Source organism: Candidatus Shapirobacteria bacterium, from assembly GCA_041659325.1.
In the GTDB taxonomy this organism is placed as follows: Bacteria; Patescibacteriota; Microgenomatia; order UBA12405; family UBA12405; genus JBAZYN01.
In genome coordinates this window covers 207,139-221,765 of record JBAZYN010000001.1, presented here as the reverse complement: position 1 = coordinate 221,765, position 14,627 = coordinate 207,139, and the positions used below count along the sequence as shown (strand labels likewise).

Below are 14,627 nucleotides of genomic sequence, written 5' to 3'. Positions count from 1 at the left end.
TAGGTTAGTAGGTTGTGAAGTGTTTAAATACAGAAGACACCATCCTTATAGATTATTATCTGCGTGCCGTTTTCTAAGGTTGCGGTGACCATTCGATTCTCGCTAGATATTAGGTCAACATGGATGGCTGAGTCATTGAATCCCAGATCATCCCATTCTTTTGCGGTAATTTTTGAAGTATTACCGGGGTGAGAATCTCGAAAAGAATTACCCAGGGCAATATGAGTATTGCCAAATCTGCCTCCGAAATTTTCATCATAGAGAGTTTCTGCCATAAAGCTGTTTATTTTGGATATGCGTTTGTCAGTTAAAGAAAATTCACCGATTTTGTTTGCGTTTTCTACTTTTAATAAATCGGTGAGTACCTTTTGGCCGTAATTGGCGGTGGCATTGATTACTATACCTGCTTTAAAATCTAAATTTATGTTTTTTATCAGATTACCGTAACGGTAAAGGGGTTGATTGAAAAATATATGGCCGTTGGTTTTTCGCCAGTCGGGAGAAATAAACAGCTCAAAACTGGGAATATTGGCACCGTTACCGCCTAGCCATTTTCTGTTTCTATCGATCCCAACTGTAAAGTCACAATTTCTGGATTTAATATGTAAACTTTCAATATTAAGTTTATTTAATTTGTCCTTTACACGATTAATTTCGATTTGGACTTTTTTCCACTTGTTAACGGGGCTGTGGTTGTCAAGATAACAGGCGCGAATGATTTGTTTCCAGCATGATTTTAAAGAAATACCGGCCTCTTTGGCCATGGCAGGGGTGGCATACAGACCAAGTGTCCAGGAAAATTTTCCTTTGGCTTCCTTGACATTTCGCCAATCGAGATAGGGCTTCATGGAGCGATTGCGGTCCATGATTTTGTATGGGTCTATGCCTTCAAGTTCGTGAAGATTGGTTTCGGCTAAAATGGTGAGAAAATGATCGGCCTGGTCGATTTTTCCTTTTAAAAATTTGGCAGGAAAAAAATTTATTTGTTCGTCTGAGGCCAGGGCAAAAAAATCTTTTTGGATTTCATCGGGGAGATATTGTATGATGGCGTGTCCCCCACTCCGAAGGACTATTTTTTGCAATGAAACTAGGAGAGGTTTTGCAGATTCCGGGACTTGGAGAAAAACCACTTCTCCCTTTTTCATTCCTTTGCCGTGATTAAGGGCAAAGTTGACGAGAACGTCGGCGTAACGATCAAGAATTTCGACTGAAGGTTGATATTTTGTCATAAAAATATAATAGACAATAAAAATGGACTTTACTCTAAGCTTTCCAAATTAGCGCCAAATGACCAGTCTACGTCGTGTGGAAAAGTGCGCATGAGATTTGCAATGTATTTTTTTAGTTCTTCGTATTTAGTCTGCGTTCTGGCTTCAAATTTTATGGTTAGATAAGGTCCGTTTTGGGAATAACGGACCACAAACATAGAATCCGGCATATCGAGTCGGACTCCATCTCCGGCTCTCTCATCATCTACAATTTCAGCGGAGGGATAATCTTTTTTCAATATTTGACTGATTTTTGACATTAAAGCAACTTTTTTGTCATCAGGACTGCCGATTTTTATCTCTGGACTGGAAATATATTGAGGCAACTTTAAAACTGCCTCGGATAATGTTTTACCTGTTCGAGCGATATAATCAATTAGTCTTACGGTGGAATAAATACCATCATCATGATTATAGAAATCTGCTGAAAAGAAAAAATGGCCGGAAAGTTCACCAATAAAAGCAGCTTTTATTTCCTGATTTTTTTTCTTTAAAAAAGAATGGCCTGTTCGCCACATGAATGGGACACCTCCGTTGGCAACAATGGTTTCGGGAACTATTTTGGAACAAAGGGTGTTGAACATGATCTTCTCGCCTGGGTGGTGTGCCAAAACATCGGCCGCAAAAATAGCCAACAAAACATCGTTCCAAATAATCCCACCTTTTTCATCGACAATTCCGATTCTGTCACCATCAGAGTCGTAGGTAAAGCCAATGTCGGCGCCGGCGGAAACAACTTCTTGTGACAACCTTTTTGCAACGAATGACTCTGTCGGATCGGGTGTTCCAAGTGGAAACGTGGGGTCGATATTGCAGTGCATTTCAATTACTTCGTGGCCTAGTCGACGAAGCAGAGACGGAACCATTACACCGGCAGTGGTATGACTGGGATCAATTAGGATTTTTAATTTTTTATTCTGAGGGAAAAGTTTAATAATTTCCCGAAAATAGGGTTCGTTAATATCATATTCTTTGTAAGTACCTTGGGGTTTATTTTGAACATAATCATCATTCTCTACTTTTATACGGAGTTCTTTCATTCCGTCGGAGACAAGCGTTTCGGAAAGGTCAGATGCAATTTTAAAGCCGTTGTATTCGGCCGGATTATGTGAGGCGGTAACAAAAACACCCCCTCGGATGTTTAAGTGATGTTGAGACCAATAAAAGGTGCCTATCATGGTTAGGCCAATATCGACCACATTAATCCCCGACTGTCTGATTCCTTTAATCAGTGCCTCTGAGTATTCCAAACTGGTCTGACGACAATCACGACCGACAACTGCATCCTTGATATCTTTGTTAGATAAATAAGTTCCATAGGCACGGCCGATGTTTTGAACTATTTCCGGATTTAAATCGACATTAGCAATACCACGTAAATCATATCCTCGAAACATATTGGGGTTTATCTTCATCCTCTAGGATATCATAAAGTGATTTATTTGATAAAATCGATTATGGATCAAATAACTTATGCCGATTTTTCCAAGGTTGAGTTTAGAGTAGGCCAAATTATTGAAGCAGTTTGTGTTCCGAAATCGGAGAAATTAATCAGAATGAGAGTAGATTTTGGCGAGTTGGGGGTAAAAACGGTGTATTCCGGTATACATAAATGGTATGAGCCAGAAGAATTAATCGATAAAAAAACAGTGTTTGTGGTTAATATGGTTCCGAAAAAAATAATGGGTGAGGAATCGGAGGCGATGATTTTTGCCGCTGATGACGAAGAAAACGGGATGATAAGTATTCTTTTATTGGAAAAGGACATGAAAAACGGAGTAAAGGTTTTTTGATATTATCTTATGATGCAAACTGATATTGTAAAACAGCTGACCGAGATTGTCTCCCAAACTATTAGTTCTATGGGCTATAAAATCGATAGTGATGAAATAATCTTTGAACATCCGGCCGATAGTAATTTTGGAGATTATTCGACAAATATCGGTATGATTCTGGGAAAAAGAGAAAAAAAGAACCCGAAAGTTTTGGCTCAAGAAATTCTTGTAAAAATCTCGGCTTTTTCTCAGGAGAGCGGATTGATTGAAAAGGCGGAAGTGGCGGGAAACGGATTTATTAATATTTTTTTGAAAAATGAAGTTTTACTAAGACAGGCAGAAGTAATCAATTACGAAATAGAGTTTAGAAATAAACTTAATGCATACGGGAAAGGTAAAACAGTGGTGGTGGACTACTCGGCTCCGAATATTGCCAAACCTTTTGGTATCGGGCATTTACGGTCAACCAATATCGGTCAGGCAATCTATAATATTTATAAATTTTTAGGGTGGAATTGTATTGGGGACAATCATTTGGGCGATTGGGGCACACAATTCGGAAAATTGATTGTGGCGGTAAAGAAGTGGGGGAAAAAGACGGTGGACAATATGACGGTAGACGATTTGGAAAAATTATATGTGAAGTTCCACGAGGAAGAAGAAAAAGAACCGGGGTTGATTGAAGAAGCCAGGGAGTGGTTTTCCAAATTAGAGAATGGTGATTCTGAAGCTAAGTCTATTTGGCAAAAGTGTGTCGATATTTCTCTTTTGGAATTTGACCGGGTTTATGATCTTTTGGGGGTAAAAATTGACTTTGCGTATGGAGAATCATTTTATTTACCAATGCTCGAGGATGTAATAAATGATTGTATTAAAAAGGGTATAACCAGGAAGAGTGAAGGGGCGTTAATTATAGAATTTGAAAATATGCCTCCGATAATTTTGAAAAAGACTAATGAGGCGACTACATATTTGGCCAGAGATTTGGCAGCAATAAAATATCGCAAAGAGACCTGGAACCCTGACTTAATTGTCTATGAGGTGGGTTCTGATCAAAATTTGTATTTTAGACAAGTATTTGCGGTCGCTAAAATGCTTGGGTGGATGCCGAAGGATGGGTTTAAACATATCGGTCATGGTTTGATAAGGTGGAAGGATGGGAAGTTTTCTACCAGAAAAGGGCAGACAATTCATTTATCTGAAGTAATTTACAGAGCGAAAGAGATGGCGACTGCAGTAGCTGAAAAGAGCAGTGTGTCCAAAGAAATGACGTCAACTGAAAAACAGGAAATGATTCAAGAGGTGGCAATCGGGGCAATTAAATTTAATGACTTGTCGTCTGACCCAAGAAAGGATGTTATTTTCGACTGGGATAAGATAATGAGCTTGGACGGAGATTCGGGGCCATATCTTCAGTACACTTATGCCAGATGCCAGAGTGTGTTGGCCAAAACTAGAATACTTGAACAGAAAAATATTGACTCGGTTCCCCTATCAATAAATGAAGATGAATTACAACTACTTAGAGAATTTTACAAATTTGAGGAAAAGATTATAGAGTCGTCTTGTAGGTTCTCACCGGCAGTAGTGGCTGAATATATTTTGAGTGTGGCCAGGAAGTTTAATGAATTCTATGGTAAAAATAGGATCGTAGAAAGCAAAGAAGAGGCGTTTAGGGTGTTCTTGACGAAAACCACGGCTAGTATAATTCGTATCGGACTGGTGCTATTGGGATTAAAACCGATTGAAAAGATGTAGAGATTTCGTCATTGCGAAGGAAGGATTGACTGTGGCAATCTTTAACAAAAGCAATAATTCGGAGTGGAGAGATTTGTATAGTCAAATCCTGTAATGATTGCTTCGTCGCTTGAAAAGCTCCTCCCGCCAGAGGCGGGCAGGCGCAATGATGTCATATTAGCTAAAAATTTTGTCGTAGATCTCGGAATAGTGGCTGACAGGAATGAATTTTATATCCTTTTTTACCTCTTTTGGAATTTCAACCAGAGATTTTTTGTTATCAGCCGGAATAAATATGGTTTTAAGACCGGCACGGTGAGCGGCAATTGATTTTTCCTTGAGACCGCCAATTTCCAAAGCGTTGCCTCTGAGGGTAATTTCGCCGGTCATTCCGATATCCCGGGGAACGGGTACTCCCTTAAGGGCGGAAACGATGGCGGTAGTAATAGCACATCCGGCGGATGGACCATCTTTTGGAGTAGCTCCTTCGGGGACATGAATATGAATATCGATTTTGTGGAAATCCTGTTTTATATGCCATTTATTCGCTTGGCTTCTGACAAATGACAAAGCGGCTTGGCAGGACTCTTTCATGACGGATCCAAGCTTGCCGGTAAGGATCAAATGACCTTTTCCGGGCATAACATTGACCTCAATAAAAAGAATGTCGCCCCCAACACTAGTCCAGGCAAGGCCGGTGGAGGTTCCCACCTCGTCCTTTTTGCCTTTTAATTGTGAACTAAATTTTTCCGGACCCAAAAGTTTTTTGATGGTTGCAGTATTATTCAAGTCAGTTTTTATTTTGTTTCCAGATACAATCTTTTTGGCGATTTTCCGGAATAAACTGGCGATTACCCTTTCTAGTTCACGGACTCCGGCTTCGCGGGTATACTTGTCGATTATGTACCGAATAGTATTGTCGTTGAGGTCGGGTATTTTTTCACGACTCAGACCGTTGGCTTTTAATTCTTTTTTGATTAGGTATTGTTTAGCAATATGAAATTTTTCTTCCTGGGTGTATCCGGAGAACATGATGACTTCTAGACGATCACGAAGGGGGCCGGGTATAGTACTAAGACTATTTCCGGTTAGGATAAAAAAGACTTTTGATAAATCGAGAGGAAAATCAAGATAATGATCATTAAAGTCCTTGTTTTGTTCAGGGTCGAGAGTTTCCAATAAAGCGGATGAGGGGTCTCCCCTGTAATCGGCTCCGATTTTGTCAATTTCATCTAACATAAAAACCGGGTTCATGCTTTTGGCGTCTTTGAGCCCCTTTACAATCCTTCCGGGCATAGCGCCGACATAGGTTCTACGGTGGCCTCTAATTTCGGCCTCGTCACGGATGCCTCCAAGTGAAGCGCGAACAAATTCTCTGCCCAGGGCGTTTGCAATTGATTTACCAATAGAGGTTTTTCCAACTCCCGGTGGGCCAATAAAACACAGAATATTTGTTGTGGAAACGGGCTCATCTTTTTTTGTTTTATTTTTATTTTTAAGACTGATGACGGCTAGATGTTCCAAGATTCGTTCCTTTACATCCTTGAGGCCATAATGGTCGTTGTCTAAAATAGTTTCTGCTTTTTTGATGTCCGGATTGGATACACTGTATTTTCCCCAGGGCATTTCAGCAACGGTTTCCAGGTAGGTTCTGATATAACTTGACTCGGGAGCCATTGATCCCATTTCAACAAGACGGTCAAACTCCTTGAGAACCTTTCTTTTTACCTCAGGGGGCATTTTGAGTTTTTTTATTTTTGTTTCCAAATCACCAAATTCTCCCGAAGAATTTTCACCGATTTTCTTTAATTCTTTTTCAATTTGGCGCTTGCGTTCTTCCAGAATGTTCCGTTTCATGCCGGTATTAAATTTCTCCTGGGTTCTGTCTTCGATTGTCCGCTCCAGTTCGGCGACTTTCATTTCCTGAACCAAAAATTCTGTGGCGGCTTTTAGTCTTTGACTGACGAGAAGCATTTCAAGTAAGGTTTGCTTTTCTGGCATTTTAGCGTTGGTGGAAAAGCTGACCTGGTCGGCAAGATCTGAGCTAGAAACACCCGTACTTAGCTGCATCATGGCAGGAAGGTCAAATTGTCTTCCCATAGAAAAGGCCTTCTTTAGTTGGCTAAGCAAGGCTTCTGCGGCCTGTTGGATGTCGGTAACTGATTCGGGGATTATGGGAAGATCGACAAACTCGACCATGGCGTGTGGGTCTGTTTGGGTCATGTTGACAATATTCACTCGAGAGACACCCTTGACTATGGCATGGAGACTGCCATCGGTTTGGAGGATATGCTCAATTCTGGCAAGAACCCCAACAGTGTAAATATCCGACAATAATGGCTTTTCGACCTTGGGGTTTTTTTGGGCAGTAATAATTACTAATTTATTTGTATTGTCGTAGGCATAAAGCAATGAATTCATCGATTCTTTTCGACCAAAGAACAATGAAGTTTCAACGGAAGGAAAAAGAACAACGTTTCTGAGCGGAATTAATGGCAAGACTTTCCTCACTGGTTGGAGGGCTTTTTCCTGGTTTGGTTGTAGTGGTATTTCGGTCATAATTAGCAGTCTATCATTGCCATTGCTAAGTGTCAACGTTGAAATTAATGTTAAAATATCGAAGATGAAAATTCAAGATGTCAAAAAATCAGGAAGAGCGGTAATAATCGGCAGACCGAATACCGGTAAATCAACACTACTGAATGCGATTATGAATCAGAAAGTCGCAATCACATCTCCCCTGCCCCAAACTACCCGGAAAAATATGAGAGTAGTATATTCCGATGCTCGAGGTGAAATATTGTTTTCCGATACCCCGGGAGTTATCGGAAAAGTCGAAGACTTGGTGGGGAAGAGGGTAAACACCGAAGCACCAAAGGAAAGCAGCAAGGCCGATGTAATTGTAATGTTGGTTGATATTTCGAGGCCAAAAAATGATGAAGAAAATAAAGCCTTGGGATTGGTCAGAAAATCAGGAGCCAAAAAAATTCTGGTCTATAACAAATCTGATGCGGCAACAGGTAGTAAAGATCATTTTGCAGAGTACAACTATATGGAGGATGAGTTTGACAGAAATATAAAGATTAGCGCGATTAAATCAAAGAATGTTAAGGGGTTGGTAAATTTGATTTTTGATCTACTCGGAGACGATAGCGAAGAAAAAATAGAAGAAGAAGTCAAGATATTGAAATCAGTTAAAAAACCAGTAATACCGATTAGCTCTAAGGAATATATTGGGGAGCTTGTCAGGGAAAAGGCATATTTGTTTTTGAGAGAAGAAGTCCCATATTCGATTAGTATTGTAGTAGACAAGATTGTTGATAAAAAGAAACTAATTTTGATTCAGGCGACAATTTTTACAACGGCGGATAGATATAAAAAAATGATAATTGGTAGAGATGGAAAAAAGATTAAAGAAATAGGTTTTAATGCCAGAAAAGAATTGGAACTAATGTCCGGAAGGAAAGTGTTTTTGGAACTTAATGTTAAAACCGATCCTCATTGGCCGGAAAGAGCGGTGATAGAATAACCTACTTGATGTTGACAGCAGGCTTAAAATAAATTAGACTGAGTTGTTATAGAATTATTAGGAGAATTATGTCAAAAACTACAGGTAAATTTTTTTTGGCTGGGTTATTGGGTGCTGCAGCCGGAGCGATAGGCGGTTTGTTGTTTGCTCCTAAATCCGGAGAGGAAACCAGAGAAGATATTTTGAGATTGGCCAGTAAGTTGGGTAAGGCGATAAAGACAGAAGTAGAGGATACTGAGAGTAGAGTGACCGAAGTTTTTGGTGAAGCAACGAAAATGGCGAAGGATAAATACAAGGAAATCACTTCGAAAGTAATGGAAAAGGTGGCGGCAGTTAAAAGTGCCGGGGAGGAAATCAATAAAGAGAAATATGGGATGATTGTTGAGGATGTCGTCTCCGATTTTAAAAATGATTTTGATGCAACAAAAAATGGAGCGACAAAATTAGCTAATCAGCTTAAAAAGGATTGGTTGAAAATTAAAAAGGCTTTAACGGCTTAAGATAGTTCTTTGGCCAGATAATCGTTTAGGTTTTTAACGCTATCTGTGTCTATGATTGAGGTGGCAAATTGAGCCCCGGTTTGTTTTTGGAGCAGTTTTATCTGTTTGGAGACCAGGATGTCTGATTTTGTCAGGACTAACAATTCCGGTTTGGCAGCTAAAACTGAGCTATAGCTTTCTAGTTCGTGACGGACGGTGTGGTAGTCTTTCTGGGGATCTGTTGATTCACACGATAAGCAATGAACCAAAATTTGAGTTCTTTCAATATGTTTTAAAAACTTGATCCCCAACCCTTTTCCGGATGAGGCACCTTCAATTAACCCGGGGATATCGGCGATAATAAAGCCGGACTTGGTGCTCCCGAGATTTGGTTCAAGGGTGGTAAAGGCGTAGTTGGCAACTTTGGCTTTGGCGGAAGTTAGTTCATTTAAGAGGCTAGTTTTCCCGGCGTTTGGTAGTCCGATAAGACCGACCTGGGCAATTAATTTGAGTTGTAAAAAAAGATTTTTATATTCTCGCTTTTGGCCGGGAGTGAAGTCCTGAGGAGTTTGGTTAGTTGCGGAACGGAAGTGAAAATTTCCTTTGCCGCCTTTACCACCTTTGGTCATCAGAAACTTCTCTCCAACTTTTGTAAATTCTACCTGTGTACCATTGTCGTATGTGACAATAGTCCCCACTGGAACTTCAAGGGTAAGATCCTGGCCATTTTTTCCGGTCATTTGCTTAACACCTCCATTACTGCCGTTTTCAGCCAAATACTTTTTTTGATGGCGAAATTGGCGAAGTTTACTGATATCTGAAACCGCGACAAAATAGACCGAACCCCCACTCCCGCCATTTCCACCATCCGGGCCGCCTTTGGGCCGCCAACGGTCTCGATAGAAGTGGACAAAACCGTTTCCACCATCACCGGCTTTGATTAATATTCTGGCTTCATCGATTAACATATCTGTATTATACTGTAATTTCGTTATTTACCAGCTAGCTGACCACAAGCAGCATGGATAGACTGGCCAAAAGTCCGCCGTAGAGAAAAATTTATTCCGGATTTTGTTAAGATGGAGATAAACGAGTTGCTGGTCTTTTGGTCGGAGGGGACAATTCCTTTTTCTATGGGATTTAAATGAATTAAGTTTAAATAATATAATCTATTTGTATTTATAAAAATAATTAGCTTGGCCGCATCCTCCGGGCTATCGTTTATGTTCTTCATTAGGGCGTATTCAAAAAAGAGTTGGCGCTTGGTGACTTGCACATAATTTAGACAAGCCTTTTTTAGATCACGGAGCGGATATTGTTTGGCAATCGGCATTATATGCTCGCGAATTTTTTGATTAACACTATGAAGGGAAATGGCCAAGTTGATTTCGGTATTAAGATTTGTAAAGTCGTAGATGCGGTTGATGATGCCGGCGGTAGAAATACTAATCTTACGGGCTCCAATGCCCAAACCATCTTTTGAATTAATAATTTTTAGGGCAGAGATTAGGTTGTCCCAGTTTAAAAACGGCTCTCCCATTCCCATAAAAACAATCCGGCCAATATATTTGGGAAATAAGCGAGTGTTCCAATATAATATTTGGTCTACTAGCTCTTCGGCTGATAAGTTTCTTTTATAACCTAAACGCCCTGTGGCGCAAAAAGAACAATTTAGAGGACAACCTACCTGACTGCTGACACAAGCGGTCAGCCATCCGTCGTAATCCATTAGAACAGATTCTATTTTTTGATTGTCGACGAGATTTAGAAGCGCTTTTTGGGTGCTGCCTGTGGTCTCAGTTTTGTCGGTGATAACTGAAAGTAGAGAAAAATTTGCGGACAGAGACTTTCTTAGGCTCAGAGGCAAGTCCGTCATATCATCAAAAGAGGAAAAACGACCGGAAAAATAATTTTTGCGGATTTGTTTTAGACGATAAAGCGGGAGATTGTTATTTTTTAAGAAAGTTTCAACTTTCGATAAATCCATTAATACTTTTCTATGGCTGATAAATAATCTTGTTTTTGGCGGAAACCAATGATTTGTTCCTTTAGCTCTCCGTTAATAAAGATGAAAACAGCCGGGATACCGCTGATGCCGTATTGTGAGGAAAGAGATTGCTGTTCGTCGACGTTTACTTTTACCACCTTTAGCTTTCCGGTTTGTTCGAGGGCAATCTCCTCAATTATCGGTGTTAGCATTTGACAGGGTCCACACCAGGGTGCCCAAAAATCGACGAGAACTTTTCCTTTGTAATCGAGAACTTCGGTTTTAAAGTTTTGTTCTGTACCAACGATATGTGACATATTTTAAAAAATTTAATAATTTATAATTTAATAATTTTTAAATTTATTTTTTACCGGATATTTTAACTAATTTGGCGGTATAAACAATTTGTCGTAAAACCCCATCCATGCCTTCTATTTGGTTGGTTCCGGAAAGAGTTACATATTGGGAAAGATAATCCGAGAGGGCAGTTTTTATTTCTCTCAGCTGGGTCTGGCACTCTTTCATCTTGTCTACAGTTTGGGCGGCTTCCGAGAGTTTTAATACTTTTTGCTTTGCAATCATCTTAAGTTTTGCCTGTTTTGAGGCTTCTTTGGCAATAGTTTGAAAATCAGTGTCGTTGTCGAGAATCGAGTTGAGCATTTCTTTAAATTGCTTTTGTTGGGTCTGGAGAGTGTCGAGACGGGAGTTGTAGCTATTAATAAGTGATTCTACGCTGACGAGGGTTTGCGATGTTTGATTGTCGTTTGGCATACCTTTTAATCTAGCAATTTAAAAACTCGTCTTCAAGTGACAAAAGGTCGTTAAGTGAATTTACTCTGACTAAGTGAGCACGGAGCTTTTTGGCATGGAGGTGTCCCGTGGAATACAAAAGAAAATGTTTTCGCATAGAATCAAGGCGGCGGGATGGAAAGATAGACTGGAAAAGCTGGGTGTGAAGTAACATGGTGGAATATTTTTCTTTTAGAGAAGCTTCTCTATCTTTGAAAACCCACGGATTCCCCGTTGATGCCCGGCCGATTAAGACACCAGAGACGCCATATTTTTTACAATAATCCATACCCTGTTGGCGGGATTGAATATCGCCGTTACCGAAAATCGGAGTGTTTGATGACTTTGCTATTTGGGCACATTCCTGAATTGCCGGCCAATCGGTAGATCCGGAATAACCTTGCTTTAGCGTTCGGCCGTGAATTGTTATAAAATCCAGGCGGTGTTGCAGTAAAAAAGGAATCCAGGTTTTGTATACTTTATCGTTGATACCCAACCTGGTTTTAACAGAAACAGAGGGGACAAACCTCCCTGTCCCTTCGGGACATCTCCCCTTGAGGAAGGGGAGACTTTTAATGATGGAATATTTTAAATTTCTTTTGATAACCTGATGGGTTTTTTGATTGAGGTCAAGGTTGTCAATAGAAATCCTGCCTTGATACCAGTCGGTGATGCCCTTTTGGGTTGACTTGATAATTTCCGATGCAAGTGTTGGGTTTTCGATCAGTGCTCCGCCCGAGCCATGTTGGATAACTGTCTTGGCCGGGCAACCCATGTTGATGTCTACCCCATCAAAACCAAGATGAGCAAGAATTATGGCGGACTTGTAAAAACTTTCGGGGTCTTTTCCGAAAAGTTGGCCTACGATCGGCCTTTCTTCTTTCGAGTACAAAAGAACGTCGTAGAGCTTAACTCCTCCGCGACTTAGCCCCTCCGCGCTCACGAATTCCGTAAACATAAGGTCAGGTTTGGCGATACGGGATTGAAGCAGACGAAACGGCTCGTCGGTAATACCATCCATGGGAGAAAGCCCGATTATCGGTTTTTGAAAACTGATCATCGGGTTTTTTTACGGGCGGCAGTTCTGGCAGCAAATTTTGCGCCTGTTTTGGCCCCAAAATTACGCGAATTAAAGACACTCTGGCGTTGATGCTCAAAACTAGCTTTGGTTTTTGAAGAATCACCCTTTTTGCCGAATTTAAGACGGGGTCCAAATTTTGGTTTGAACTGTTGGTCTTCTTGCGGCCGATCAGTATTAAGGCTATGGGTAGAAATAAATTTGGAATCTCCCTCCGGGGTGCGGGAATAGTTGTCCGACCGACGAATATATGGACGTTTCTTAGCTTGCGCCTCGGCATGTCTTTGCTGACCTTCGGGTGTCAACATGGGATCTGTTTGGGCAAAGTCGACTATAATGGTTCGGCCCGGTTCTATTTCGTAATTGTGAAATTTTTGTTTGGCTTCGATGGCATCGTTCAGGTCTTCAAACTCTACATAGCCTATACCGCGGCTTTTTCCCCACTGATTATGAATAATTCTGGCATCTATTACCTTACCTTGGCCGATAAATAATCGTAAGAGCTGACCTTCGCTATATTTGTATGGCAATCCCCCGATAAAGAGTCTCTTGTTGGCTGATTTACTGGAGGTCATAAAATGCTGTTTTTCCTTCGGGATTAGTAAATCTAAAGGCAAGATCCGGGGTGCTATCCTTGTCCAGTTGGAAAACCAGAGCAGTATGGACCCATTGGTCATGATCTAGGGTGATTTTTGAAAGTTCAAATAATTTTTTTTCGACAGTATAGCTGTCGCTGAAATAAGTAGTTTCCACTTCACTTATATTTTTATCCTTATTTATCATCACAAATTGAGGAGATGGTTTATCACCAATCTGGTTGAAACCAGAGGGTTCACCTTTATTGTCCTTGTTACCGCGAATGGAAATTTCGACAAGAACCAATTTTTTACCTTCTTCTGGTGTATTAAGGCCGGCTTTCGGAATTTCTTTCATTGATTTAGCCTTAAAAGTGGCTTTGCCTATACCGTCCGGGTTTGCTGTTTTATAAATTACCTCAAACTCCTGATTGAGGGGTATGGTTTTGGATAAATCAATTTGTACACTTGCCAACTTGTCGACGTATGGGCTAATTGTTTCTATTTCGTTTTCCGCGTCACTGAAGATAACATCTTTTGTACTATCTTTTTTACCGCAGGCGGAAAATATAAAGGTAGCACAGAGGAGAAGACAAATTGACTTCAAATATGTTAGTTTCATACTGTCATTATATCTAAAATGGTTGGTAAAATTAAGAACATGTTGGAATATAGGACTTTAGTATTGGGGGAAATGCAAACAAACTGTTATCTTCTTTGGGAGAGTGAGGAGCGAAAGTGTTTTATTATCGATCCGGCTGACGAAGCTGATTATATTGTAGAAGAGATACAAAAAAATAGTTTGAAACCGACGGGAGTTTTTTTAACTCACGGACATTTTGATCATGTGATGGCCGCGCTTGATATGAAGCTGATGTTTAATGTTCCCATATATTGCAGTAAAAGAGACATGTTTTTACTGAAGAGACAAAATCAAACCGCAGGCTATTTTCTTAACAAAAATGTGGCAACACCGAATATTGAAAATATTGATACAGACTTAGATCAAATAGACGAAATTCATTTGGGGGCTAATACAATAAAAATTATTAAAACCCCCGGCCATACCCCGGGAGGAGTATGCTTTTATTGTCCAAAAGAAAACTTGTTGTTTTCTGGAGATACTTTGTTTTTTGCCCTGCGCGGTAGGACCGACTTTAAATATGGCTCAACTGAGGAAATTTTTAAAAGTATACGGAAATTGATGGAGCTGTCTCCTGAGACTTTGGTTCTTTCCGGGCACGGACAGGAAACAACCATTGAAAACGAGTCAAAAAAGTACAAATTTGATAGAATATAGCGCAGATACAATACCCCATCGTCTAATGGTAGGACACTACGCTCTGAACGTAGTAATTGTGGTTCGAATCCATGTGGGGTAACCCATCTTTCGCTAAAGCTTCAGAATGG

Annotated in this window: 15 protein-coding genes and 1 tRNA gene; 6 read left to right on the top strand and 10 right to left on the bottom strand. The window is 40.3% G+C overall.

The genetic code is table 11. From position 1 onward, the window contains the following. Positions 1-23: 23 nt before the first annotated feature. Positions 24-1,229 (bottom strand): aminopeptidase, encoded by a 1,206-nt coding sequence (locus WC841_01215; protein ID MFA5827969.1) that lies wholly within the window; start codon positions 1,227-1,229, stop codon positions 24-26. 29 nt (positions 1,230-1,258) lie between these two features. Further along, a complete protein-coding gene (locus WC841_01210; protein MFA5827968.1) occupies positions 1,259-2,683 on the bottom strand; it encodes a phosphomannomutase/phosphoglucomutase in 1,425 nt (474 codons plus the stop codon). Between the two features lie 42 nt (positions 2,684-2,725). Between WC841_01210 and WC841_01205 the strand changes: the two genes are divergently transcribed. Together WC841_01205 and argS are read left to right on the top strand one after the other, a co-directional pair. Continuing rightward, the gene (locus tag WC841_01205) at positions 2,726-3,061 is read left to right on the top strand and encodes a methionine--tRNA ligase (protein MFA5827967.1); all 336 of its coding nucleotides are present in this window, start codon (positions 2,726-2,728) and stop codon (positions 3,059-3,061) included. Between the two features lie 12 nt (positions 3,062-3,073). Then, the gene (argS, locus tag WC841_01200) at positions 3,074-4,801 is read left to right on the top strand and encodes an arginine--tRNA ligase (GenBank protein ID MFA5827966.1); all 1,728 of its coding nucleotides are present in this window, start codon (positions 3,074-3,076) and stop codon (positions 4,799-4,801) included. 156 nt (positions 4,802-4,957) lie between these two features. Here argS and lon read toward each other — a convergent pair whose 3' ends face one another. Next, entirely contained in the window at positions 4,958-7,339 is a 2,382-nt protein-coding gene (gene lon, locus WC841_01195) for an endopeptidase La (protein ID MFA5827965.1), read from the bottom strand. Between the two features lie 64 nt (positions 7,340-7,403). Here lon and era point away from each other — a divergent pair, with 64 nt between their 5' ends. Both era and WC841_01185 read left to right on the top strand, forming a co-directional pair. Then, the gene (era, locus tag WC841_01190) at positions 7,404-8,309 is read left to right on the top strand and encodes a GTPase Era (protein MFA5827964.1); all 906 of its coding nucleotides are present in this window, start codon (positions 7,404-7,406) and stop codon (positions 8,307-8,309) included. Between the two features lie 68 nt (positions 8,310-8,377). Continuing rightward, entirely contained in the window at positions 8,378-8,809 is a 432-nt protein-coding gene (locus WC841_01185) for a YtxH domain-containing protein (protein ID MFA5827963.1), read from the top strand. On the opposite strand, the gene obgE is transcribed toward WC841_01185, so the two are convergent. From obgE to WC841_01150, 7 genes are read right to left on the bottom strand one after another with little or no spacing between them, the layout of a single operon-like run. After that, the gene (obgE, locus tag WC841_01180) at positions 8,806-9,756 is read right to left on the bottom strand and encodes a GTPase ObgE (protein MFA5827962.1); all 951 of its coding nucleotides are present in this window, start codon (positions 9,754-9,756) and stop codon (positions 8,806-8,808) included. The genes WC841_01185 and obgE overlap by 4 nt on opposite strands. A 23-nt stretch (positions 9,757-9,779) precedes the next feature. Beyond that, positions 9,780-10,775 (bottom strand): 23S rRNA (adenine(2503)-C(2))-methyltransferase RlmN, encoded by a 996-nt coding sequence (gene rlmN, locus WC841_01175; protein ID MFA5827961.1) that lies wholly within the window; start codon positions 10,773-10,775, stop codon positions 9,780-9,782. Next, on the bottom strand, positions 10,775-11,092 hold the full coding sequence (trxA, locus tag WC841_01170) for a thioredoxin (GenBank protein ID MFA5827960.1): 318 nt from the start codon (positions 11,090-11,092) through the stop codon (positions 10,775-10,777). Before trxA ends, rlmN begins: the two co-directional genes overlap by 1 nt. A gap of 43 nt (positions 11,093-11,135) precedes the next feature. Further along, complete coding sequence (locus WC841_01165; protein ID MFA5827959.1) at positions 11,136-11,546, bottom strand: hypothetical protein; 411 nt, start codon at positions 11,544-11,546, stop codon at positions 11,136-11,138. Positions 11,547-11,556: 10 nt separating this feature from the next. Next, positions 11,557-12,624, bottom strand: a complete 1,068-nt coding sequence (locus WC841_01160; protein ID MFA5827958.1) for a tRNA-dihydrouridine synthase — start codon at positions 12,622-12,624, stop codon at positions 11,557-11,559. Then, positions 12,621-13,217: a hypothetical protein gene (locus tag WC841_01155; protein MFA5827957.1), complete on the bottom strand. Its 597-nt coding sequence runs from the start codon at positions 13,215-13,217 to the stop codon at positions 12,621-12,623. The genes WC841_01160 and WC841_01155 overlap by 4 nt, the downstream gene beginning before the upstream one ends. Further along, the gene (locus WC841_01150) at positions 13,204-13,839 is read right to left on the bottom strand and encodes a hypothetical protein (GenBank protein MFA5827956.1); all 636 of its coding nucleotides are present in this window, start codon (positions 13,837-13,839) and stop codon (positions 13,204-13,206) included. The genes WC841_01155 and WC841_01150 overlap by 14 nt, the downstream gene beginning before the upstream one ends. Before the next feature lie 39 nt (positions 13,840-13,878). On the opposite strand from WC841_01150, the gene WC841_01145 reads away from it, so the two are divergent. After that, positions 13,879-14,517, top strand: a complete 639-nt coding sequence (locus tag WC841_01145; GenBank protein MFA5827955.1) for an MBL fold metallo-hydrolase — start codon at positions 13,879-13,881, stop codon at positions 14,515-14,517. An 11-nt stretch (positions 14,518-14,528) separates the two neighbouring features. Then, a tRNA-Gln gene (locus WC841_01140) sits at positions 14,529-14,599 on the top strand. Positions 14,600-14,627 lie beyond the last annotated feature (28 nt).

What these genes read in the sequence shown, in the direction of transcription:
- WC841_01215 (MFA5827969.1), bottom strand. Translation starts at nt 1,229, where the DNA reads ATGACAAAATATCAACCTTCAGTCGAAATTCTTGATCGTTACGCCGAC.
- WC841_01210 (MFA5827968.1), bottom strand. Translation starts at nt 2,683, where the DNA reads ATGAAGATAAACCCCAATATGTTTCGAGGATATGATTTACGTGGTATT.
- WC841_01205 (MFA5827967.1), top strand. Translation starts at nt 2,726, where the DNA reads ATGGATCAAATAACTTATGCCGATTTTTCCAAGGTTGAGTTTAGAGTA.
- argS (MFA5827966.1), top strand. Translation starts at nt 3,074, where the DNA reads ATGCAAACTGATATTGTAAAACAGCTGACCGAGATTGTCTCCCAAACT.
- lon (MFA5827965.1), bottom strand. Translation starts at nt 7,339, where the DNA reads ATGACCGAAATACCACTACAACCAAACCAGGAAAAAGCCCTCCAACCA.
- era (MFA5827964.1), top strand. Translation starts at nt 7,404, where the DNA reads ATGAAAATTCAAGATGTCAAAAAATCAGGAAGAGCGGTAATAATCGGC.
- WC841_01185 (MFA5827963.1), top strand. Translation starts at nt 8,378, where the DNA reads ATGTCAAAAACTACAGGTAAATTTTTTTTGGCTGGGTTATTGGGTGCT.
- obgE (MFA5827962.1), bottom strand. Translation starts at nt 9,756, where the DNA reads ATGTTAATCGATGAAGCCAGAATATTAATCAAAGCCGGTGATGGTGGA.
- rlmN (MFA5827961.1), bottom strand. Translation starts at nt 10,775, where the DNA reads ATGGATTTATCGAAAGTTGAAACTTTCTTAAAAAATAACAATCTCCCG.
- trxA (MFA5827960.1), bottom strand. Translation starts at nt 11,092, where the DNA reads ATGTCACATATCGTTGGTACAGAACAAAACTTTAAAACCGAAGTTCTC.
- WC841_01165 (MFA5827959.1), bottom strand. Translation starts at nt 11,546, where the DNA reads ATGCCAAACGACAATCAAACATCGCAAACCCTCGTCAGCGTAGAATCA.
- WC841_01160 (MFA5827958.1), bottom strand. Translation starts at nt 12,624, where the DNA reads ATGATCAGTTTTCAAAAACCGATAATCGGGCTTTCTCCCATGGATGGT.
- WC841_01155 (MFA5827957.1), bottom strand. Translation starts at nt 13,217, where the DNA reads ATGACCTCCAGTAAATCAGCCAACAAGAGACTCTTTATCGGGGGATTG.
- WC841_01150 (MFA5827956.1), bottom strand. Translation starts at nt 13,839, where the DNA reads ATGAAACTAACATATTTGAAGTCAATTTGTCTTCTCCTCTGTGCTACC.
- WC841_01145 (MFA5827955.1), top strand. Translation starts at nt 13,879, where the DNA reads ATGTTGGAATATAGGACTTTAGTATTGGGGGAAATGCAAACAAACTGT.